We start from the raw sequence: 19,057 nt of genomic DNA on the forward strand, positions 1-19,057 counted from the left end.
GTGCGGGGCGGTAAATTGACCTCTGTCAGGATCGGCAGAACCCGCAGCCGGAGTTTCTTGCCGAAGCCGCTGCAACCCAGTAGGACAAACGCAATAGCGTGACAAAGAGGCGACCATGGCGATGAAGACCCTGGATGAAGAAACCTTGATGACGCTCGCGGAGGAATTTCCCGAAACGTCTCGCGATGCCTGGATGAGTGCTGTCGATACGGTGCTGAAAGGCGCGTCTTTCGACAAGGTTCTGACCCGTCAGACCTATGAAGGACTGACGCTGCAGCCGATCTATACCGGTGAGGATGTACCGGCCGGAAGAACGGCGCCAACTCCGGGCGGCGACCGGACTGAGGCCGGCTGGGATGTGCGGCAAATGCAGGCGCATGGCGATCCGGCGGAAGTTGCCAAGACGGCAAAGCAGGATCTGGAGCGCGGCGCGACGTCGGTTCTGCTGAGAATTGACCGGCCCGGCGTGGATGGCGTGGTCATCGGTTCCGTTGACGATCTCGACAAGGCACTTGCCGGCGTTCATCTGAACATGGCGCCGGTCGCGCTCGACGCGGGCGCTTATGCGCCTGCTGTCTCCTCCATGCTGGAAGCTCTTTGGGCCCGCCGCGGCTGCGATGCGGGAGAGGTTTCCGGCAGTTTTCGGATCGATCCTCTGGGCACGCTGACCCGGGAAGGCTGGCTGCCGAAGAGGGCGGAAGATGCTCTTGCGGAAATGGCGGAGATTGCCAAACGGACGGCGCCAAGCCACCCGAAGGTGCGATCCGTAGCGGTCGATACCGCACCGTATTACGAAGCGGGCGCCAACGAAGTGCAGGATCTGGCCTTCGCGATGGCGACCGGCATTGCTTATCTGCGTGCGCTAACCGCAGCCGGACTTGATGTCGCCTCAGCCGCAAAGCAGATCGAATTCACCTTCGCGCTCGGCGTTGATGTCTTTCAGGGCATCGCCAAGCTGCGCGCAGCCCGACGCCTATGGGCACGGGTGCTGGAAGTGTCCGGGGCCGATCCGGTCGCCGCGCCGATGAGCTTGCATGTGGTGACGGCGGAGCGGGCGATTGCCGGGCGGGATGTCTGGGTCAACATGCTGCGCGCTACTGTTTCGACCTTTGCCGCCGGTGTCGGCGGGGCGGACAGTCTGACGGTGCTGCCTTACGATCATGCGGTCGGCTTGCCGGATGGCTTCGCCCGCCGCATTGCCCGCAATACCCAGATCATCCTGATGGAAGAGTCCGGCCTGCATCGCGTGACCGATCCGGCGGGCGGGTCCTGGTATGTCGAACATCTGAGCGACGAATATGCGGTCCGGGCATGGGATATCCTGCAATCCATAGAGGCTGATGGCGGCATGGTCGCCGCGCTTGCCTCTGGCCGGGTTGCTTCGATGGTTGCCGATGGTTGGGCCGAACGGGAACGGAACCTCGCCCGTCGCAAGGACGAGGTCACTGGCGTCAGCACCTTCCCGAACTTGAGTGAGGAAACGGCGGCAGGCGTTGTGTGTGACCGGGATCCGCTGCGCGCCGCCCTTGGTCAAGGCGCTCTGCCGGACCGTGCGAAAGCCGGTGTGGAGATGGCGCCGCTGGCCCGGCACACGCTCGGCGAAGGGTTTGAAGCCCTGCGGGCCGCGAGCGATGCGGCGCTTGAGAAATCAGGCGCACGTCCCCGGATCTTCCAGCTCAATCTCGGCACGCCGGCGGATTACACGGCGCGGGGAACCTTCGCGCAGAACTATTTCGCAGCAGGCGGTATCGAAAGCACTCCGGCGGAAACCAGCGGTGGTGATCTGGGAGCCGCTTTTGAAAAGAGCGGCTGCCGTTTTGCGGTTCTCTGCTCGTCTGATAAAATCTACGGCGAAGCTGCGGTGGAAACTGCCGAAGTCCTGAAGAAATCCGGTGCGGAGCGCATTCTTCTGGCGGGCCGTCCCGGCGATAACGAAGATGCCTGGCGGGCAGCGGGGATCGACGGTTTCATCTATGTCGGTGACCAGACACTCGCTACCCTTCGCGATCTGGCAGCCGGATTGGGAGTGATCGAACAATGAGCACGATACCCGATTTCTCGACCGTCTCTCTCGGCAAACCCGCGACTGGCGGACCTGCTGCGGACGGCGCCGTCTGGGAGACCCCGGAGCGTATTGCGGTCAAGCCGCTCTACACGGCGGAGGATATCGAAGGCCTCGACTTCCTGAAGACCTGGCCGGGCCTGCCGCCGTTCCTGCGCGGGCCTTACCCGACCATGTATGTGAACAAGCCCTGGACGGTCCGGCAATATGCCGGTTTCTCCACGGCAGAGCAGTCGAATGCTTTCTACCGCCGCAATCTCGCGGCCGGTCAGAAGGGGCTTTCGGTGGCCTTCGATCTGGCAACCCACCGGGGCTATGACAGCGATCATCCGCGCGTCGTCGGCGATGTCGGCATGGCCGGGGTCGCGATCGACAGCATTCTCGACATGCGCCAACTCTTCGATGGCATCCCGCTCGACCAGATGAGTGTGTCGATGACCATGAACGGCGCCGTGCTGCCGGTCATGGCGCTCTATATCCTTGCGGCGGAAGAACAGGGCGTTTCCCCGGAAAAGCTCAGCGGCACCATTCAGAACGACATTCTGAAGGAGTTCATGGTCCGCAACACCTACATCTACCCGCCATCGCCCTCGATGCGGATCATCTCCGATATCTTCGGCTACACCTCGACGAACATGCCGCGTTTCAACTCGATCAGCATCTCCGGCTACCACATGCAGGAAGCGGGAGCGACGGCTGACCTGGAGCTGGCCTACACGCTGGCGGACGGGGTGCAGTACGCCCGCGCGGGCATGGAAGCCGGGCTCGGCATCGATGCGTTCGCGCCACGGCTCTCCTTCTTCTGGGCCATCGGTATGAACTTCTTCATGGAAGTCGCCAAGATGCGGGCCGCGCGCCTGCTCTGGGCCCGGCTGATGAAGCAGTTCGATCCCAAGAGCCCGAAAAGCCTCAGCTTGCGGACCCATTGCCAGACCTCCGGCTGGTCGCTGACCGCGCAGGACGTGTTCAACAATGCGGTGCGGACCTGTGTCGAGGCGCTGGCCGCCACGCATGGGCATACCCAGTCCTTGCACACAAACGCGCTGGACGAAGCGCTGGCCCTGCCGACGGATTTCTCCGCCCGGATTGCCCGTAATACCCAGCTGCTGATCCAGCAGGAAACCGGCACCTGCAATGTCATCGATCCATGGGGCGGCAGTTATTATGTCGAACGGCTGACCCACGACCTGGCACAGCGTGCCTGGGCGCATATCGAGGAAGTCGAGAGCTTCGGCGGCATGGCAAAGGCAATCGAGGCCGGTATCCCGAAAATGCGGATCGAGGAAGCCGCCGCCCGCACCCAGGCTAGGATCGACAGTGGCCGTCAAACCATCGTCGGGGTGAACAAGTACCGCACGGACGAGCCCGACAATGTCGAAGTGCTGCGGGTCGACAACCAGTCAGTCCGGCGCCAGCAGCTCGAGAAGCTGGAACGCCTGCGGGCAGAGCGGGATGAGAGCGAGACACGGCGCATGCTGGACCGGCTGACGGCGTCCGCCACCTCCGGCGAAGGCAACTTGCTCGAACTCGCGGTCGATGCCGCGCGGGCGAAGGCGACGGTCGGGGAGATTTCCGATGCGCTTGAGAAAACCTATGGACGGCATGTCGCGGAGGTGAAGACCGTGTCAGGCATATATGCGAGTGAAGTCGGCAAAGGTGCGGAATCCGTGGAACGGGTGCTGAAAGCAGTCAATGCCTTCGAGGCGGTTGAAGGCAGACGCCCGCGTATCCTGATCGCCAAGATGGGTCAGGACGGCCATGACCGGGGTCAGAAGGTGATCGCCTCGGCATTCGCCGATCTAGGTTTCGATGTCGATATCGGCCCGCTGTTCCAGACCCCGGAAGAGGCGGCGCGGCAGGCGGTGGAAAACGATGTGCATGTGATCGGTGCCAGCTCGCTTGCCGCGGGTCACTTGACGCTGGTTCCGGCCCTGAAAGCGGAGCTGGAGAAGCTTGGACGCGAGGATATCCTGATTGTCGTCGGAGGCGTGGTGCCGCCGCAGGATTACGATGCACTCTATGCTGCCGGCGCCAAGGCGATCTTCCCGCCGGGCACCGTGATCAGCGATGCGGCGGTGGACCTGATCGCGAAGATCGGCGAAGTGCTCGGCCATTCGGTCGAGGCGGCGTGAGCCTTCACCCAGTTCGCGTGGATTAGATGACTTCTCAGCAAACCGTCGCGGTGACGAAGCGACGCCAGATGAGCGTAGAGGATTATGTCTCCGGCGTCCGTGCGGGCGACCGCGCCGTGCTGGCGCGCGCCATTACCCTGATCGAAAGCCGGAATCCGGCACACCGGAGGCAGGCGCAGGACGTCTTGCAGGCGCTTCTCCCCTTTTCCGGTGACGCACGGCGGATCGGTATCACCGGCGTGCCGGGGGTCGGTAAAAGCACCTTCATCGAGGCTTTCGGCAAGATGCTGACGGGCTCCGGCCACAAGGTCGCGGTGCTGGCGGTGGATCCGTCGAGCAACCGCACCGGCGGCTCGATTCTTGGCGACAAGACCCGGATGCAGGAACTCGGGCGCGATCCCGATGCCTATATCCGGCCAAGCCCGTCGGCGGGCACGCTCGGCGGTGTGGCCCGTGCGACCCGCGAGACCATGGTGATCTGCGAGGCTGCCGGTTTCGACCATGTGCTGGTGGAGACGGTCGGCGTTGGCCAGTCGGAGACGGTTGTCGCCGAGATGGTGGATTTCTTCCTCGTCCTGATGCTGCCCGGCGCCGGGGACGAGCTGCAAGGCATCAAGAAGGGCGTGCTGGAGATCGCGGACATGATCGCGGTCAACAAGGCGGACGGCGAGGTCAAGTCGCGCGCCCGGCGGGCCGCCGCGGAGTATCGACGCGCGCTGGAGATCATGACCCCCGCCAGCCCAAACTGGCAGCCACCGGTGACCACCTGCAGCGCGCTTGGCAAGGTCGGGCTCGAGGATATTCTCGCCGAGATCGTGCGACATCGCGAGACGCTCAGCACCACAGGCGAGTTTCAGGCAAAACGCCAGAACCAGCAGGTGCGCTGGATGTGGTCCATGGTTCGGGATCGACTGATGGCACGCTTCGAGGAAGATGAGGCCGTTCGCGCGCTTGTGGCCGATCTTGAAGCGGATGTCGCAGGCAATCGCCAAACCGCGAGCGCAGCCGCCGATCGGTTGTTGCAGACATTCGGTCTGTCGCCGTCTCCGGAAGCCGGATGACGGATTTAGATTTCCTGAAGTGACCGCACCCCCTATTCTCGCGGGCTTCGTCAAAGAGGCAATTGTTCGGTGAAAATGCTCGACTCCATTCTGCTCCCCGAGGACGCGCTCGTCCGTGATGCGTTGACGCAAATTGATGCCGGTTCGTCTCAACTCGCGATCATTGTTGATGCTGAGAGGCGCGTGATCGGTGTGGTGACGGACGGAGATGTCCGCCGTGGGCTGCTAGCCGGCGTGACTCTGGACGATACCGTCGAGAAGATCATGAACCGGAGTCCCAAACTCGTTTCGGTGGACGTGTCCGACGACGAGATTCAGGCTCTAATGCGCCGGGAAGTAATTCATCAAGTGCCGATCGTCGACGGAGAGGGACGGATCGTTGCCTTGCGCACGATCGACACCTTCGTTGCAGCCGACCGGCTCGAAAACAAGGTCGTGTTGATGGCGGGCGGTCTTGGCAAGAGGTTGCGTCCCCTGACGGAAACGGTGCCGAAGCCAATGTTGCCGGTTGGAGGGCGGCCGTTGCTGGAAACTCTGGTTCAGTCCTTTGTCGATCAAGGCTTCTATCGCTTTGAGTTCTCTGTGAACTATCGGGCCGAAGCCATCGAGGCGCATTTTGGTGACGGCTACAGGTTCGGCGCTGAAATCGGCTATCTGAGAGAGACGGATGCGCTTGGCACGGCAGGCTCTCTGTCGCTGATGTCGAACCGTCCCGAAGCACCGTTCTTTGTCATGAACGGAGATATCCTGACCTCCATTAACTTCCGGCACATGCTCGATTTTCATAGGGAAAGCAGGGCTACGGCGACTGTTGCTGTTTTCGAGAAGGGAATCGATATCCCCTATGGTGTCGTGGAGCTCGAAGGTGACCGGTTGGTTGCGATCCGTGAGAAGCCGACTCATAATTTCTTCATCAGCGCGGGGATTTACATCCTCGAACCAGGCGTGCTGGACCGGATCGAAGCGGGGAAAACACTCGATATGCCCGATCTGTTTTCTCGCATGATCGAGGGCGGTGAAACCATTAGCGCCTTTCCGATCCGGGAGTATTGGCGTGACATCGGCCAGCATCAGGACCTCGACCGTGCGGAAGAGGATTTTCCGCAGGTCTTTGCCGGCAGATAGGTGCACGATAGGCTCTGAGCATTGACATCCTCCCGGTTCCGCGCCAAGTCGAAACCAGATCGAGAACACAGGAAGAGACATGGTTGCTGAGACTGACATGCCGGCTCCGGAACACTCCATCGCCGAGGAACAGGAAGAGCTGATTTCCGAGTTCGCCTTCTTCGACGACTGGATGGACCGCTATCAGTATCTGATTGATCTCGGGCGCAAGCTGCGGCCGCTGGATGAGGAATTCCAGCGTGACGAGTTCAAGTTGAAGGGCTGTCAGAGCCAGGTCTGGCTGGTGGGTGAGCGACACGGCGACCGGTTGGTTTTCAAGGCAATCAGCGACGCGGCCATCGTCTCCGGCCTTATCGCCATAATTCTGCGCATTTACAGCAACCGGACTGCGGAGGAAATCCTGGCGACGGAGCCTGATTTCATCCGCGAGATAGGTCTTGAGGAGCACCTGAGCCCAACCCGCAAGAATGGTCTTGGCGCCATGCTGAACAAGATCAAGGCCGAGGCGCGCGCCGCCGCTGGCGGATAGAGGCCAGTCCCTTGAGTGGTATCGATGCGATCTATCAGGACAAGATCCTCGCATACGCGGGTAACATCCCGCGACTTGGTAAGTTGCCGGACGCGACTCACAAAGGGGAAGCTGTCAGCCGGGCCTGCGGCAGCGAAATCAGTGTTTATCTAAAACTCGAAGACGGGCTGATCGTCGACTATGCGCAGAAAGTCGATGCCTGTGCGCTCGGCTCTGCCGCGGCGTCCATCTTGGCGAGCTCGATTGTCGGTTGTTCGCCCACCGAAATTGAGCAGGCCCGCGACGAAATGCGCGCGATGCTGAAAGAGGACGGTCCGGTTCCCAGTGGAAGTTTTGCGGAACTTGGCTTATTGCAGTCCGCGCGATCTCTGACCAACCGGCACAGCTCCATGCTGCTGGCGCTTGAAGCCTCGGTGAGAGCTTTGAATTCTAAATCATGAGCCGCGGCAAACGCGGTATGCTTGGATGAGATATGGCGATTGCACTCGTAACCGGATCGGCAGGCCTGATCGGCGCCGAAGCTGTCCGTTTTCTGGCAGAAAAAGGTCTTGATGTTGTCGGTATCGACAATGATATGCGGGCTTATTTTTTCGGCGCGGAAGCCAGCACGGACTGGAGCCGGGAGCAGCTCGAGACAGGCCTGAAGAGCCAGTACCGGCATTTCATGGCGGATATCCGCGAGCTTGATGCGCTGGAGCCGGTGTTCCGGGAATACGGGTCCGATATCGCCCTGGTGTTGCACACGGCGGCGCAGCCGTCTCACGACTGGGCGGCGCGGGAGCCGATCACCGACTTCACCGTGAACGCCAACGGCACGCTGAACCTGCTGGAACTCACCCGCAAGCATTGCCCCGAGGCGGCCTTCATCTTCACCAGCACGAACAAGGTTTATGGCGATACGCCTAACCGCCTGCCGCTCGTCGAGCTGGAGACACGCTGGGAAATCGACCAGTCCCATCCGTTTTATGCCGATGGTATCGACGAGAGCATGAGCATCGACGGCACCCTGCATTCCCTGTTCGGTGCCTCGAAAGTGGCCGCCGACGTGCTGGTGCAGGAATATGGCCGCTATTTCGGGTTGAAGACCGGTGTGTTCCGGGGCGGCTGCCTTACCGGGCCCGGTCATTCGGGGGCGGAACTGCACGGCTTCCTCGCCTATCTCGCCAAATGCGCTCTCACGGGGCGGGCCTATACGGTCTTCGGCTACAAGGGAAAGCAGGTCCGGGACAACATTCATTCCCATGATCTGGTGAATGCTTTCTGGCACTTCTTTCAGGCACCGCGCGCGGGCGAGGTCTACAATATCGGTGGTGGTCGACACGCCAACTGCTCGATGCTGGAAGCCATCTCCATGGCGGAAGAGATCGCTGGCAAGGCCTTCAACTGGTCCTATTCGGAAGAGAATCGCGTCGGCGATCATATCTGGTGGATCAGCGATATCTCAAAGTTCAAGAACCATTTCCCGGACTGGAACCTGCAATACGATATGCAGGGCATCATGGAGCAGGTGATGGACGGACAGCGCGCACGATTAGTAACTGCAGTATAATGCATTGAAATAAGACCATTTTAGGCCTCTATCGTGTTTTCAACTTCACAGATTGATTCTTAGAATGGTTCTAGAATGTTGAAAGACAAAAGATTTTCCTTGCGTTCGGGAGGCGGAATCATATCCTGCCGGTGTATTCGAACGGTGGTTTTTGGTGGATCAGATCATGAGCTCATGTGACGAAGAACTGGGCTGCGGGCCGACGGACACCTGTTACAGGGCCGTGATTACGGCCTATAGTCAGATGAAAATGCTGGGGCAGAAGGAGCAGATTTGCTTCAATTCCGCCGTTGCGGTTTATCGCCATCATCATCCGGAAGTTTCGGTTGATCGCGCACCCTATGTGATTGCCAACTGGCTTGACTGAAGTCTGGCGCAAACAAGGTTTGTAAAGGACGCTTTCGAGCGTCCTTTTTTGTTTTTCAGCATGATTTTCGCTACATCGCCATGACGCCAGAGCATTCAGTAACGTTACGTGCGCCGCTTCCATCGGACATAGATGCCCGGCTTGCACTCGGATATTCAGCGGAAATCAACCGTATGTTCGGCGGCAGTGCCGGAACTCATACGGACATGACCCGCGAGCAGGCTTCCGCCTGGTACCGCAAGCTCGCGGATCATCCCTGTGGCTGGATCATCGAGGTGGACGGTGCACTTGCCGGCGAGGCGAGGCTGGACAACATCAATCGGCAGGATCAACGGGCCAGAATGGCAATCGGATTGTTCAGCGACCGCAGTCTCGGGCGCGGTATAGGGCGGGCGGCGGTCCGTCTGGTACTGGATCAGGCATTCGGCGACATGGGACTGCATCGCGTGGACCTACGCGTGCTTTCCTTTAACGAGCGTGCCATCCGGTGTTATCGGGCCTGCGGGTTCCGGCACGAGGGGACCGAACGCGAGTCTGCCTTCGTCGATGGCGCAAGGCATGACGATTGGATCATGGGCATCCTTCGGCCCGAATATGAAGCCTCGCTGGCACACTAGGCGTTCAGGCAGGTTTTCTCTGAGATGCCTGACGGGTCAGCACCATCCGGCGGACGAAGGCGATCACGAACAGCCCGCTCAGGATCAGGATAATGGTCGGCGCGGGAGCGCTGTCGATGAAGAAGCTGAGATAGGTGCCGAGCAGCATGGAGAGCATGCAGACGCCGATCGCGACCACCAGCATGGCGCCGAACCGGCGCACCAGCAGGAAAGCTATGGCGCCGGGGGAAATCAGCAGCCCGATGGCCAGGATCAGTCCGGCGGCGGAGAGCGTGGCGACGATGGTCAGCGACAGTGCCGCCAGCAGGCCATAATGCAACCAGGAGACCGGCAGGCCGATGGCCTGCGCCTGCGCCGGATCGAAGCTGTGCAGCAGCAGATCCTTCCATTTCAGGACAATGGCGCCGGAAACGGCTAGCGAGATCAGACCGGCCGTCCATAGCTCGCCCGCATCGACCCCGAGCATGTTGCCGAACAGGATATGGTCGAGATGCACGTTCGTCTTGATCGAGACGTAGAGCACGATGCCGATCCCGAACATGCCGGAAAACACCACGCCCATCACCGTGTCCTGCTTGACCCGGCTGTTGTGTGAGAGATAGCCGGTGGCGAGCGCGCAGGTCATGCCGGCCAGAAAAGCGCCGATGATCAACGGCCAGCCGAGAATATAGGCCAGCACGATCCCGGGCAGCACCGCGTGACTGACCGCATCCCCCATCAGGGCCCAGCCCTTCAGCACCAGAAAGCAGGAGAGCAGCGCCGTCGGCACGGCAACCAGAAGGGAGATGTAGAAAGCGTTCAGCATGAAGCCGAACTTGAACGGCATCAGCAGGGTGTCGAGGGACAGATCCATCAGGCTGCCTTTCCCGCCGGACGGCCGCTTCCGCGATTGAGCGCTTCGGCTGCCTTGCGTTTTGCCGCCAGCAGACCGTGCTTGGGCGCGAAGACGAAGACCACCAGGAAGATCAGGGTCTGCAGGGTGACGATGATGCCGCCCGTCGCGCCGTCCAGGAAATAGCTGGCATAGGCACCGAGGAAGCTGGTCAGCGTGCCGATGGCGACGGAGGTCATGATCAGGCGGGGGAACCGGTCGCACAGCAGGTAGGCCGTCGCCCCCGGTGTCACCACCATGGCGATCACCAGAAAGGCGCCGACAGTCTGCATCGCCGCGACCACGCAGGCGGACAGCAGGACGAAGAAGACTGCTTTCAGCAGGCCGGGCCGGAGCCCGATGGAGCGGGCGTGGTTCTCGTCGAAGAAGGTGACCATCAGGTCTTTCCATTTCGCCAGCAGCACGGCCAGCGAGATGAACCCGATCAGGGCGAGTTGCAGCGTGTCCTCCGGCGTGATGGCGAGGATATTGCCCATGGTGATGGTCTGGATACTGACGGCCATCGGATTGATCGAAACCATGAACAGGCCGAGGCCGAAGAAGGAGGTGAAGATCAGGCCGATGATGACGTCGATCTTCAGGCCGGAACGTTCGGAGAGAAACAGCATGGCACCGGCCGCGAGCCCGCCGGCGATAAAGGCTCCGAGGGCGAAAGGCAGGCCAAGCATGTAGGCCCCGGCCACACCGGGCACAACGGAATGGGACAGCGCGTCGCCGATCAGCGACCAGCCCTTGAGCATCAGGTAGGAAGACAGAAAGGCGCAGACCCCGCCGACCAGGGCCGAGACCCACATGGCGTTGGTCATGTAGCCATAACCGAACGGCTCGAGGAGATAAGCGATCACGGCTTGTCCTCTTCGCGCTCCGGCGGCTCGCCGAAATGTACGAACGGCCGTTCGTCGTCTGTGAAGATGGTGACTTCGCGCGGGTCGCCATCCTCGTGTATTACTTCGCCCCCGAGGGTGAAGTGGCGCAGCACGCCGCCGAAGGCCCGCTCGAGATTCTTCCGGGTGAAGGTCGTCTCAGTCGGCCCATAGGCCAGAACGGTGCCTTTCACCAGGACGGTACGGTCGCAAAATTCCGGGACCGAGCCGAGATTGTGGGTCGAGACCAGCATGACCCGGCCCTCGTCCCGCAGCTCCCGAAGCAGGGCGACGATCTGATCTTCTGTCTTCACGTCGACGCCCGTGAAGGGCTCGTCCAGCAGGATGACCTGGCCGTCCTGGGCAAGGGCTCGGGCAAGGAACACGCGTTTGCGCTGACCGCCGGAAAGCTCGCCGATCTGGCGTTTGCGATAGTCCAGCATGTTGACCCGTGACAGCGCTAGCTCGACCGCTTCATGGTCGGCGGCAGAGGGCCGGCGCAGGAAGCCCATATGGCCGTAGCGGCCCATCATCACCACATCCTCGACCAGGACAGGGAAGCCCCAGTCGACATCCTCGGATTGCGGCACGTAGGCGACCAGGCTCTCGCGCATCGCTTCCTTGACGGTCCGGCCAAGCAAGCGGATCTCGCCCTTGGCGGTGGGCACGAAGCCCATAATGGCCTTGAACAGGGTTGATTTCCCGGCGCCGTTGACCCCGACGAGTGCGGTCACCGTGCCACGCGGGATCTCGAAACTGGCGTCGTAGAGAGCCGTGTGACCGTTGCGGTAGGTCACGGTCACGTCGTGGGCGTAGATACCGCCGGCGTTGTCCCGATCCTTGTCCTGGCTGTTTTTCTGATCAGTGCGAGCGAGCATGGTGCGATCCGGTTTCAGTTCGCGGTGGCGGCGGTAAGGCCGTCCGCGACGGTCTTGGCGGTGACGGTCAGAAGGTCGAGATAGGTCGGCACCGGTCCATCCGGCTCGCTCAGCGAGTCGACATAGAGAACGCCGCCATATCTGGCGCCGGTCTCCCGCGCGACCTGTTTTGCCGGTGCGGTATTCACGGTGCTTTCGCAGAACACGACCGGGATATTGTTGTCGCGAACGCCGTCGATAACTTTACGGACCTGCTGCGGCGTGCCCATCTGGTCGGCGTTCATCGGCCAGAGGTAGAGCTCTTTCAGGCCGAAATCCCGTGCGAGGTAACTGAAGGCGCCTTCGCATGTCACCAGCCATCGCGCGGATTCCGGGATGCCGGCGATCCGGACCCGAAGCGGCTCGATTGTGGCGCGCAGCTTGTCCTTGTAGGCAGCGGCATTGGCGGCATAGGTCGACGCATTCGCCGGATCGTACTTGGAGAATGCGCCGGCAATGTTGTCGATATAGACGAGAGCGTTGTTCAGTCCCATCCAGGCATGCGGGTTAGGCTTGCCTTCGTAGGCACCGGCGGCAATCGAGATGGGCACGATGCCGTCCGTCAGGGTGGCCGACGGCTTGTCGCCAAGGTGGGAGAGGAACTGCTCGAACCAGAGTTCCAGATTCATTCCGTTCCAGAGCACCAGATCCGCGCCGCTGGCCCGTACAATATCTCTCGGCGTCGGCTCGTAGCCGTGAATTTCCGCGCCCGGTTTGGTAATCGAGACAACCTCCGCCGAATCGCCAGCGACATTTGCCGCCATGTCAGCGAGGACGGTAAAGGTGGTAACGACCTTCATCTTGGCCGCGACCGGGGAGGCGAGCACCGCTCCGGAAATCAGGACGCCGCAAACCGCGGCCAGTGCCAGAAGGCGTTTGCCGGTGTTCATTCTTCGATCAACTCCCAAGGGCAGCCTGCGAGACGGGGCAGGCTATTCAGGCGGTACGTGCTACGATAAACGTAAAACAGATATGGCTCATTTTATTAGTGGGTCAATATAAATTTAGCCTATGCTAAGTTTGCGATGCGCATTTAATCGGGTGAAGGGTCGGTGTTTTGGGCAGAAGTCGGAACAGCAAGATGGCGGAAGACCGGGATATGCCGGTCATTGACCTGCAGGATTCCGGCAAGCGAGCGGCATTGTTCGAACGTATCCGGCGCGACCATAGCGTCGAGATTGCCGAGGATTATGTCGAGCTGATCGCAGACCTGATCGAGACGAACGGAGAGGCCCGGCTGGTCGATCTGGCGGACTTGCTCGGGGTCAGCCGCCCGACCGTGAACAACACGATCCAGCGGTTGCAGAAAGAAGGCTATGTCGAGAGCAAACCCTACCGTTCGATTTTCCTGACGGACAAGGGGAGGGCCGTCGCGGAGCATGCCCGTCAGCGGCATCACATGGTTCTCGATTTCCTGCATACGATCGGGGTGCCTGCCGATATCGCGGAAGCCGATGCGGAAGGGCTGGAGCATCATCTGTCGGAGCAAACGCTGGACTGCCTGGCGCGGGCGACCGAGGCGCTGAAGAAGGCGTCCGGGCATGGTGACAATCAGAGCTGAAAACCGTCTGTACGGCTTCTCTGATTGACCATAGGATCAGATATCCTTTCGGGAATGCAGCGCGTTCCCTATTCCCTTTGCGTGACGTCCGGGAGCCATCCAATGGCTGAATTTTCCGCCGATAATTCTAATGAGCCGACCATCCCGAAACCCGCGCTGCGGGCGCTGCCCAGCCCGGGACGGCCTCCGGTGGAGGCGGATATCACGCGGAACAATCCGGATCTGGTGATCCGGCGGATGAACCTGAACGAATCGCCTATCCAGCCGTCCCCGAAAGCCATCGCGGCGATGCAGGAAGCGTGCACCCGGGTGAACCGCTATCCCGATCCGCAATGGCGTGCGCTGACGTCGGCGATCTCGGAAGAGTCCGGTATCCCGCAGCACCGGATTGTCATGGGCAATGGCAGCGACGAGGCGATTGTCTCCGCCGGTCGCCTGTCCGTCTCGCCGGGCGACGAAGTGCTGGTGCCGATCCCGTCTTTCCCGAGCTACAACAATGCGGCCGCGGTCAACGGCGGCACGCTTGTGACGGTGCCGCTGAAGGCTGACGGCAGCAACGATGTCGACGCGATGATCGCGGCGGCGACGGACCGCACCCGTCTCGTCTTCGCCGCTTCTCCGAATAACCCGACCGGCAACGTCCTGAGCTCGGAAGAGGTCGAGCGGCTTGCCCTTGGCATTCCCGATACGGCGCTGCTGGTGCTGGACGAGGCCTATTACGAGTTCGGCATCCATGACGGAGGCGAGGACCATTTGGCCGTGATGGCGAAACGCAGCGGCCCCTGGGCCGTGTTCCGTACTTTCTCCAAGGCCTACGGCCTTGCCGGCATTCGGGTTGGGTATATCCTGGCCGGATCGGACGAGATCGCGAACGCCTTCCAGAAGATGCGCAGTGTGTTCAACGTCAACGCGGTCGCCCAGGCAGGCGCGCTGGCGGCATGGCATGACAAGGATCATCGCCACATGCTGCTGGAGAAAACCCGGATCGAGCGGGAACGTCTGGTTGCGGGCCTGACGGCGCTTGGTGCGGAACCGTTCCCGACGGTTGCGAACTTCGTCACCGCGAAGATGGATCGGCCGGCGGCGGATATCGTTGCGGCGCTTCTGGAGAAGGGCGTCATGATCGGACGCTTGATGCATCCGGGATACGAGAATTACATCCGGGTCACCGTCGGCAGCGATGAGGATACAGACGGCTTTCTCACGGCCCTGAAAGACGTGCTGGCCGGTTAACCCGGTCAGCCACCGAAAGCAAAGCGTCCGAGACGGGTAAAGGGCGCCTTCTTGTTTTCCTGATGGAAGACCGAGATGGCGTCGACCGCGATCGGTGTTGCCAGTGCCTCGGCGCCGTGTTTCAGGATTTCCTGCATCAGGGCCTCGCGCTCGCTCTCATCCTTGATCCGCTTCGACAGGGTCATGTGGAAGCGGAACTCTCCCATAACGTAGGGATAACCCCAGCGCTGCAGCATCTGTTCCTGCTGTGCGGAGAGTCCGGCGGCCCGCCGCTTCTCAAGCTCCGCCTCGCCGGGCAGGGCACGTAGTGGATCGAATTGGCGGACGCAATCGGCGGCAAGTTCCCGCATCTCCGCCTTGCTTTCCTTCTGCATCAGCGCGAGGAAGCCGGAAAGGTCCCGGGCCACCAGCTGTATCTCGAAAGGTGCGCGCGCTGCGGCAAAAGAAGATGCCTCTTCGAGCAACTGGTCAGCGGTATTCCCATCCCTCAAATGAAACGGCGGCTTCAGTGTGGCATGAAAACCGTAATTGTTCGCCGTTGCCGTCAGTTCGGCCTGCCGAGCGGCGGTGATTTCATCGAGCTTGGGCTGATCCAGCGCCGTGCCGCTCACTGCATCGCGGCCCAGCCAGCCTGAGCCGAAACGGTGCAGCGGTGTGTCGCTGTCCGGTGCGAAATAAATCGCATAGCGCGGACCGTCCGGGTTGGTGGCCGCACCGAATGCCGGGAACTGGGGCGAGTTGCTGGTCATGATCTGATTGGCTCCGAAAGGGTCATCATACTGTCAGGCCGACCGTGTATAGTCGGGCTCTTATGGCATGGTGCTGGCTTTTGGAGAAGTGCGTTGGGGGCGTTGGTTCAGGGGGCGCGGGTGCTGGTCCCGGGCGCGGGTTTGGTTGAGACCAATGTGCTGATCGAAGGCGACAAGATCGCGGCCGTCGGTGTCGATGCCGGGCCGGGAGATCGGCTCGTAGATGCACGCGGTCTGCTGCTTCTGCCCGGTATCGTCGATCTGCACGGGGACGCCTTCGAGCGTCAGATCATGCCGCGCCCCGGCGTGCATTTCCCGATGCAGGTGGCCTTCGCGGATACCGACAGACAACTGATCTCCAATGGCATCACGACCGCCTATCATGCCGTCACCTATTCCTGGGAGCCGGGCTTGCGCGGGCGGGATACCGTGGTCGCGATTGTGGATGGGCTGGAGGAAGCCCGGCCGCGGCTGCTGGCCGACTCGCGTTTTCATTTACGCTTTGAGCTCTACAATCTGGATGTCGCGGACGAGGTGGCGGACTGGATGCAGCGCGGCCGGGTCGATCTGCTGGCTTTCAACGAACATATGGCGCCAATCCTGCGCAAGGCGGACCGCGGAGATCCGATGGGTACCTATACCGGCCGTACAGGCCTTTCCGAGGAGGATTTCCTCGCCCTGGTGCGCGGCCTAGAGGCTCGCACGGATGAAGTCGCACCGACGGTGAGCCGGCTGGCGGAGATTGCCAGGGCGAATAACATTCCAATGGCGTCTCACGACGATCGCACGCCGGATGAGCGCCGGCGTTTCAACGCGCTAGGCTGCGGTATCGCTGAGTTTCCGCTGACGCTGGATGCGGCGGAGGAGAGCCGTAAGCTCGGGAGTACCGCGATTTTCGGCGCGCCGAACGTGCTACGCGGCGGCAGCCATATGAAGGATGGCGGCATTCGTGCAGCCGATGAGGTTCGTGCCGGCCGCTGCAGCGCGCTGGTCTCTGATTATTACTACCCTGCTTTGCCACAGGCACCGTTCATCCTCGCCGAGGCGGGTGATGCTTCGTTGGCAGAGGCCTGGGATCTTGTCTCGCGCAACCCGGCGCGTGCGGCCGGTCTGGACGATCGCGGGGAAATTGCAGTTGGCAAGCGTGCCGACTTCCTTCTCGTGGCACCACCGGACGGCGGGCGCGCGACGGTGAAGGCAACCTTTTGCGCCGGCAAACCGGTCATGGTCTCGGACTGGATCTGACGGCTGGGCGTAAACTGCTGTTTTATTATAAAATGCAATCTTGGCTGTGCGCTCTGTTGCCGTTATCGTGCGGTGCTATATGCAGACGATTTTTTATCAACCTATATAATTGCGAGATGGCGACAAAGTGACGTCGACGGATTCCGGAAGAAGCAACGCGGCGATTGACGAGACAACCGTATTTGACAGCCCGGTTGTTGAGCGGCTGGTTTCCCATTGGGAGACTCTTCGCCAGGGCCGGGTGGCGCCGAAAAGGGGAGAAGTCGATCCGCTGGATCTGTTCGAATTCCTGCCGAACATCTCAATGATCAAGGTGATCAACGGCGGCGCGGATTTCGAATTCAGCCTTATCGGCACCGGCCTCGCGAAGCTTTACGGACTGGTGACACGGCAAATCGTGTCGCAAGTCGAGTGTGCGCCCGAAACCAGGGACGCGCTTCTGGATGCCCTGAAGCTTTGTGTTGAGTCAAAGAAGCCGGTGCATGGACTCTGGGACAAGGCCCGTACGGCTAAGCTGGTTGAGATAAATCTCGAAGTCGCGTTCGTGCCGATATCCGAGGACGGAAACGAGATCAGCCGTATCCTCGGATATCATGCGGTCCTAGACTGAACCCTATTCTAGGCCGATGGCGCGCTTGTAAAGCTCGAGCAGGTGCTCCTGCTCCTGCAGGTCGTCCTTGTCCAGCTTCCGAAGCTTCAGGATCTGACGCATCGTCTTGACGTCGAAGCCGTTGCCCTTGGCTTCGGCGAAGACATCCTTGATGTCCGCCGAGAGAGCGGCCTTTTCTTCTTCGAGCCGCTCAATCCGTTCAATATAGGAAACAAGCTGCTCCGCAGCGATGCCGCCGACTTCGGTCATGGAATATCCTCGTCAATAGAAGGAAAATCGCCCGGACAATAGTCGCGGCGCTCGATCCCATCAAGCGCCGCATCGGGCTTCAGTGATTTTGTTTCGCCATCTCGGCGTCGAAGGCCTTTTTCTGCTCGCCGCTGGCCTCGGACTGATACTTCGCCTTCCATTCGTCGTATGGCATGCCGTAGACGATTTCACGGGCCGCGCCGTAATCGAGTTCCAGATCCTTGGCCTCGGCTTCAGCCAGATACCATTTCGAAAGGCAGTTGCGGCAGAACCCGGCGAGGTTCATCAGATCGATATTCTGCACGTCTTTGCGCTCGTCCAGGTGCGCCAGCAGCCGCCGGAAAGCCGCTGCTTCCAGCTCAAGCCGTGTCTGGTCGTCGAATTTGTCTGCCGGATTACCCATGATGTCTTCTCCCTCGGTCCTGACGGTTCCGTTCTCTTCTCAGAGAGTAAGCGACGAAACAGCGATTTCCAGTGCGTTTCCGAAAATCTCCGCCCATCTGTGCGCGTCTGCTTCGGATGCGACAAGGTCCTGACGGAACTCGACCCCGATATGGGGATGTCCGCGCGCCTCGGGGTGGGCATAGAGCGAGAAACCGCCATCGCGACCCGAATAGGGCTCGTTATCGCCGATGGTCAACTGCCGGTTCTGGCGCAAGGCTTCGATTACCGGCCGTGCGAGCCGGTCGTCCTCGTTCCAGATGATGCCGATTTCCCACGGGCGCGGTGTGCCGCGATCCTTCATCATCGGGGTGAAGCTATGCAAGGCGACGATTACCGGGTTGCGGCCATCCGCCTCCATCACGTCCATGCGGGCGCGGATTGCGGAATGGTACGGCGCGAAAAGTTCGGTCCGGCGGGCGTCCAGCCCGGCCTCGCTCAGGCCCTCGTTTCCGGGAACCCGGGTGCCGTCCGCGATGGCCGGGGAAGCATCGGGCGTTCCCGGCACCCGGTTGCAGTCGATCACCAGACGGGAAAAATTCGTGTGGACGAGTGGTGCGTCGAACCGGTCTGAAAGATATTCCGCAATCCAGGCAATGCCGATGTCGTAGCCGATATGGCGCGCCAATTCTTCTTCCGACAGACCCAGATTATTGAGCGAGGCCGGGACACGGTTCCGTTGATGATCCGAGATGAAGAGGATAGGCGAGCGACCATCGGAATTGCGTTCGCCGAAGGCGCAAGGATCCCTGTCAGTCAGGATGGCGGTCATGATAATCCGGAGCAGGAAAATATTTGTCGTTGCGATCTAGCTCCTTTACTGCGCGCTGACAAGTACATGCGTATGCTTGTACG

21 protein-coding genes are annotated in these 19,057 nt (G+C 60.9%); 13 read left to right on the forward strand and 8 right to left on the reverse strand.

Annotation, left to right across the window (positions count from 1 at the left end):
- Positions 1-115 precede the first annotated feature (115 nt).
- The 9 genes from K328_RS0114720 (at position 116) to K328_RS0114760 (ending at position 9,442) form a co-directional block, all read left to right on the forward strand.
- Entirely contained in the window at positions 116-2,041 is a 1,926-nt protein-coding gene (locus K328_RS0114720) for a methylmalonyl-CoA mutase subunit beta (RefSeq protein WP_245577554.1), read from the forward strand.
- A complete protein-coding gene (gene scpA / locus K328_RS0114725; protein ID WP_028466626.1) occupies positions 2,038-4,194 on the forward strand; it encodes a methylmalonyl-CoA mutase in 2,157 nt (718 codons plus the stop codon). The genes K328_RS0114720 and scpA overlap by 4 nt, the downstream gene beginning before the upstream one ends.
- Before the next feature lie 26 nt (positions 4,195-4,220).
- A complete protein-coding gene (gene meaB, locus K328_RS0114730) occupies positions 4,221-5,255 on the forward strand; it encodes a methylmalonyl Co-A mutase-associated GTPase MeaB (RefSeq protein WP_205620676.1) in 1,035 nt (344 codons plus the stop codon).
- Between the two features lie 75 nt (positions 5,256-5,330).
- Positions 5,331-6,380, forward strand: coding sequence for a nucleotidyltransferase family protein (locus K328_RS0114735; protein WP_036554512.1), 1,050 nt, complete (start codon positions 5,331-5,333; stop codon positions 6,378-6,380).
- A 79-nt stretch (positions 6,381-6,459) separates the two neighbouring features.
- Positions 6,460-6,909 carry a SufE family protein gene (locus K328_RS0114740; protein ID WP_036554426.1) on the forward strand — a complete coding sequence of 150 codons (450 nt, stop codon included), beginning with the start codon at positions 6,460-6,462 and terminating at the stop codon, positions 6,907-6,909.
- Between the two features lie 11 nt (positions 6,910-6,920).
- The gene (locus tag K328_RS0114745; protein WP_205620677.1) at positions 6,921-7,349 is read left to right on the forward strand and encodes an iron-sulfur cluster assembly scaffold protein; all 429 of its coding nucleotides are present in this window, start codon (positions 6,921-6,923) and stop codon (positions 7,347-7,349) included.
- 32 nt (positions 7,350-7,381) lie between these two features.
- Positions 7,382-8,458: an NAD-dependent epimerase/dehydratase family protein gene (locus K328_RS0114750; RefSeq protein WP_028466631.1), complete on the forward strand. Its 1,077-nt coding sequence runs from the start codon at positions 7,382-7,384 to the stop codon at positions 8,456-8,458.
- Positions 8,459-8,624: 166 nt separating this feature from the next.
- The gene (locus tag K328_RS24220) at positions 8,625-8,825 is read left to right on the forward strand and encodes a hypothetical protein (protein ID WP_036554427.1); all 201 of its coding nucleotides are present in this window, start codon (positions 8,625-8,627) and stop codon (positions 8,823-8,825) included.
- An 80-nt stretch (positions 8,826-8,905) separates the two neighbouring features.
- On the forward strand, positions 8,906-9,442 hold the full coding sequence (locus K328_RS0114760; RefSeq protein WP_028466632.1) for a GNAT family N-acetyltransferase: 537 nt from the start codon (positions 8,906-8,908) through the stop codon (positions 9,440-9,442).
- A gap of 4 nt (positions 9,443-9,446) precedes the next feature.
- Here K328_RS0114760 and K328_RS0114765 read toward each other — a convergent pair whose 3' ends face one another.
- Genes K328_RS0114765 through K328_RS0114780 form a run of 4 tightly spaced genes read right to left on the reverse strand, consistent with a single transcriptional unit; the run spans position 9,447 to position 13,004 of the window.
- Complete coding sequence (locus tag K328_RS0114765; RefSeq protein ID WP_036554428.1) at positions 9,447-10,295, reverse strand: metal ABC transporter permease; 849 nt, start codon at positions 10,293-10,295, stop codon at positions 9,447-9,449.
- Entirely contained in the window at positions 10,295-11,179 is an 885-nt protein-coding gene (locus K328_RS0114770; RefSeq protein ID WP_028466634.1) for a metal ABC transporter permease, read from the reverse strand. The genes K328_RS0114765 and K328_RS0114770 overlap by 1 nt, the downstream gene beginning before the upstream one ends.
- On the reverse strand, positions 11,176-12,075 hold the full coding sequence (locus tag K328_RS24225; RefSeq protein ID WP_036554430.1) for a manganese/iron ABC transporter ATP-binding protein: 900 nt from the start codon (positions 12,073-12,075) through the stop codon (positions 11,176-11,178). Before K328_RS24225 ends, K328_RS0114770 begins: the two co-directional genes overlap by 4 nt.
- A gap of 14 nt (positions 12,076-12,089) precedes the next feature.
- Positions 12,090-13,004 (reverse strand): metal ABC transporter substrate-binding protein, encoded by a 915-nt coding sequence (locus K328_RS0114780; RefSeq protein ID WP_036554432.1) that lies wholly within the window; start codon positions 13,002-13,004, stop codon positions 12,090-12,092.
- A gap of 191 nt (positions 13,005-13,195) precedes the next feature.
- On the opposite strand from K328_RS0114780, the gene mntR reads away from it, so the two are divergent.
- Positions 13,196-13,675 carry a manganese-binding transcriptional regulator MntR gene (mntR, locus tag K328_RS24230; protein WP_084608328.1) on the forward strand — a complete coding sequence of 160 codons (480 nt, stop codon included), beginning with the start codon at positions 13,196-13,198 and terminating at the stop codon, positions 13,673-13,675.
- Positions 13,676-13,777: 102 nt separating this feature from the next.
- Complete coding sequence (hisC, locus tag K328_RS24235; protein ID WP_051284947.1) at positions 13,778-14,908, forward strand: histidinol-phosphate transaminase; 1,131 nt, start codon at positions 13,778-13,780, stop codon at positions 14,906-14,908.
- A gap of 5 nt (positions 14,909-14,913) precedes the next feature.
- On the opposite strand, the gene K328_RS0114795 is transcribed toward hisC, so the two are convergent.
- Complete coding sequence (locus tag K328_RS0114795; RefSeq protein WP_051284948.1) at positions 14,914-15,657, reverse strand: DUF1045 domain-containing protein; 744 nt, start codon at positions 15,655-15,657, stop codon at positions 14,914-14,916.
- Between the two features lie 93 nt (positions 15,658-15,750).
- Here K328_RS0114795 and K328_RS24240 point away from each other — a divergent pair, with 93 nt between their 5' ends.
- Both K328_RS24240 and K328_RS0114805 read left to right on the forward strand, forming a co-directional pair.
- Positions 15,751-16,902 carry an alpha-D-ribose 1-methylphosphonate 5-triphosphate diphosphatase gene (locus K328_RS24240; RefSeq protein WP_051284949.1) on the forward strand — a complete coding sequence of 384 codons (1,152 nt, stop codon included), beginning with the start codon at positions 15,751-15,753 and terminating at the stop codon, positions 16,900-16,902.
- A gap of 127 nt (positions 16,903-17,029) precedes the next feature.
- Positions 17,030-17,512 (forward strand): PAS domain-containing protein, encoded by a 483-nt coding sequence (locus tag K328_RS0114805; protein ID WP_028466637.1) that lies wholly within the window; start codon positions 17,030-17,032, stop codon positions 17,510-17,512.
- A 3-nt stretch (positions 17,513-17,515) separates the two neighbouring features.
- Here K328_RS0114805 and K328_RS0114810 read toward each other — a convergent pair whose 3' ends face one another.
- The 3 genes from K328_RS0114810 to K328_RS0114820 all read right to left on the reverse strand — a co-directional run bounded on the left by K328_RS0114810 (position 17,516) and on the right by K328_RS0114820 (position 18,974).
- On the reverse strand, positions 17,516-17,761 hold the full coding sequence (locus K328_RS0114810; RefSeq protein WP_028466638.1) for a DUF2312 domain-containing protein: 246 nt from the start codon (positions 17,759-17,761) through the stop codon (positions 17,516-17,518).
- Between the two features lie 79 nt (positions 17,762-17,840).
- Complete coding sequence (locus K328_RS0114815; RefSeq protein ID WP_036554434.1) at positions 17,841-18,164, reverse strand: DUF1244 domain-containing protein; 324 nt, start codon at positions 18,162-18,164, stop codon at positions 17,841-17,843.
- A gap of 39 nt (positions 18,165-18,203) precedes the next feature.
- Entirely contained in the window at positions 18,204-18,974 is a 771-nt protein-coding gene (locus K328_RS0114820) for an N-formylglutamate amidohydrolase (protein WP_036554435.1), read from the reverse strand.
- Between the last annotated feature and the right edge of the window lie 83 nt (positions 18,975-19,057).

It is taken from the genome of Nisaea denitrificans DSM 18348 (genome assembly GCF_000426505.1).
Taxonomy (GTDB): Bacteria; Pseudomonadota; Alphaproteobacteria; order Thalassobaculales; family Thalassobaculaceae; genus Nisaea; species Nisaea denitrificans.

Coding starts and splice junctions, on each gene's coding strand:
- K328_RS0114720 (WP_245577554.1), top strand. CDS start 116: ATGGCGATGAAGACCCTGGATGAAGAAACCTTGATGACGCTCGCGGAG.
- scpA (WP_028466626.1), top strand. CDS start 2,038: ATGAGCACGATACCCGATTTCTCGACCGTCTCTCTCGGCAAACCCGCG.
- meaB (WP_205620676.1), top strand. CDS start 4,221: ATGACTTCTCAGCAAACCGTCGCGGTGACGAAGCGACGCCAGATGAGC.
- K328_RS0114735 (WP_036554512.1), top strand. CDS start 5,331: ATGCTCGACTCCATTCTGCTCCCCGAGGACGCGCTCGTCCGTGATGCG.
- K328_RS0114740 (WP_036554426.1), top strand. CDS start 6,460: ATGGTTGCTGAGACTGACATGCCGGCTCCGGAACACTCCATCGCCGAG.
- K328_RS0114750 (WP_028466631.1), top strand. CDS start 7,382: ATGGCGATTGCACTCGTAACCGGATCGGCAGGCCTGATCGGCGCCGAA.
- K328_RS24220 (WP_036554427.1), top strand. CDS start 8,625: ATGAGCTCATGTGACGAAGAACTGGGCTGCGGGCCGACGGACACCTGT.
- K328_RS0114760 (WP_028466632.1), top strand. CDS start 8,906: ATGACGCCAGAGCATTCAGTAACGTTACGTGCGCCGCTTCCATCGGAC.
- K328_RS0114765 (WP_036554428.1), bottom strand. CDS start 10,295: ATGGATCTGTCCCTCGACACCCTGCTGATGCCGTTCAAGTTCGGCTTC.
- K328_RS24225 (WP_036554430.1), bottom strand. CDS start 12,075: ATGCTCGCTCGCACTGATCAGAAAAACAGCCAGGACAAGGATCGGGAC.
- K328_RS0114780 (WP_036554432.1), bottom strand. CDS start 13,004: ATGAACACCGGCAAACGCCTTCTGGCACTGGCCGCGGTTTGCGGCGTC.
- mntR (WP_084608328.1), top strand. CDS start 13,196: ATGGCGGAAGACCGGGATATGCCGGTCATTGACCTGCAGGATTCCGGC.
- hisC (WP_051284947.1), top strand. CDS start 13,778: ATGGCTGAATTTTCCGCCGATAATTCTAATGAGCCGACCATCCCGAAA.
- K328_RS0114795 (WP_051284948.1), bottom strand. CDS start 15,657: ATGACCAGCAACTCGCCCCAGTTCCCGGCATTCGGTGCGGCCACCAAC.
- K328_RS0114810 (WP_028466638.1), bottom strand. CDS start 17,761: ATGACCGAAGTCGGCGGCATCGCTGCGGAGCAGCTTGTTTCCTATATT.
- K328_RS0114815 (WP_036554434.1), bottom strand. CDS start 18,164: ATGGGTAATCCGGCAGACAAATTCGACGACCAGACACGGCTTGAGCTG.
- K328_RS0114820 (WP_036554435.1), bottom strand. CDS start 18,974: ATGACCGCCATCCTGACTGACAGGGATCCTTGCGCCTTCGGCGAACGC.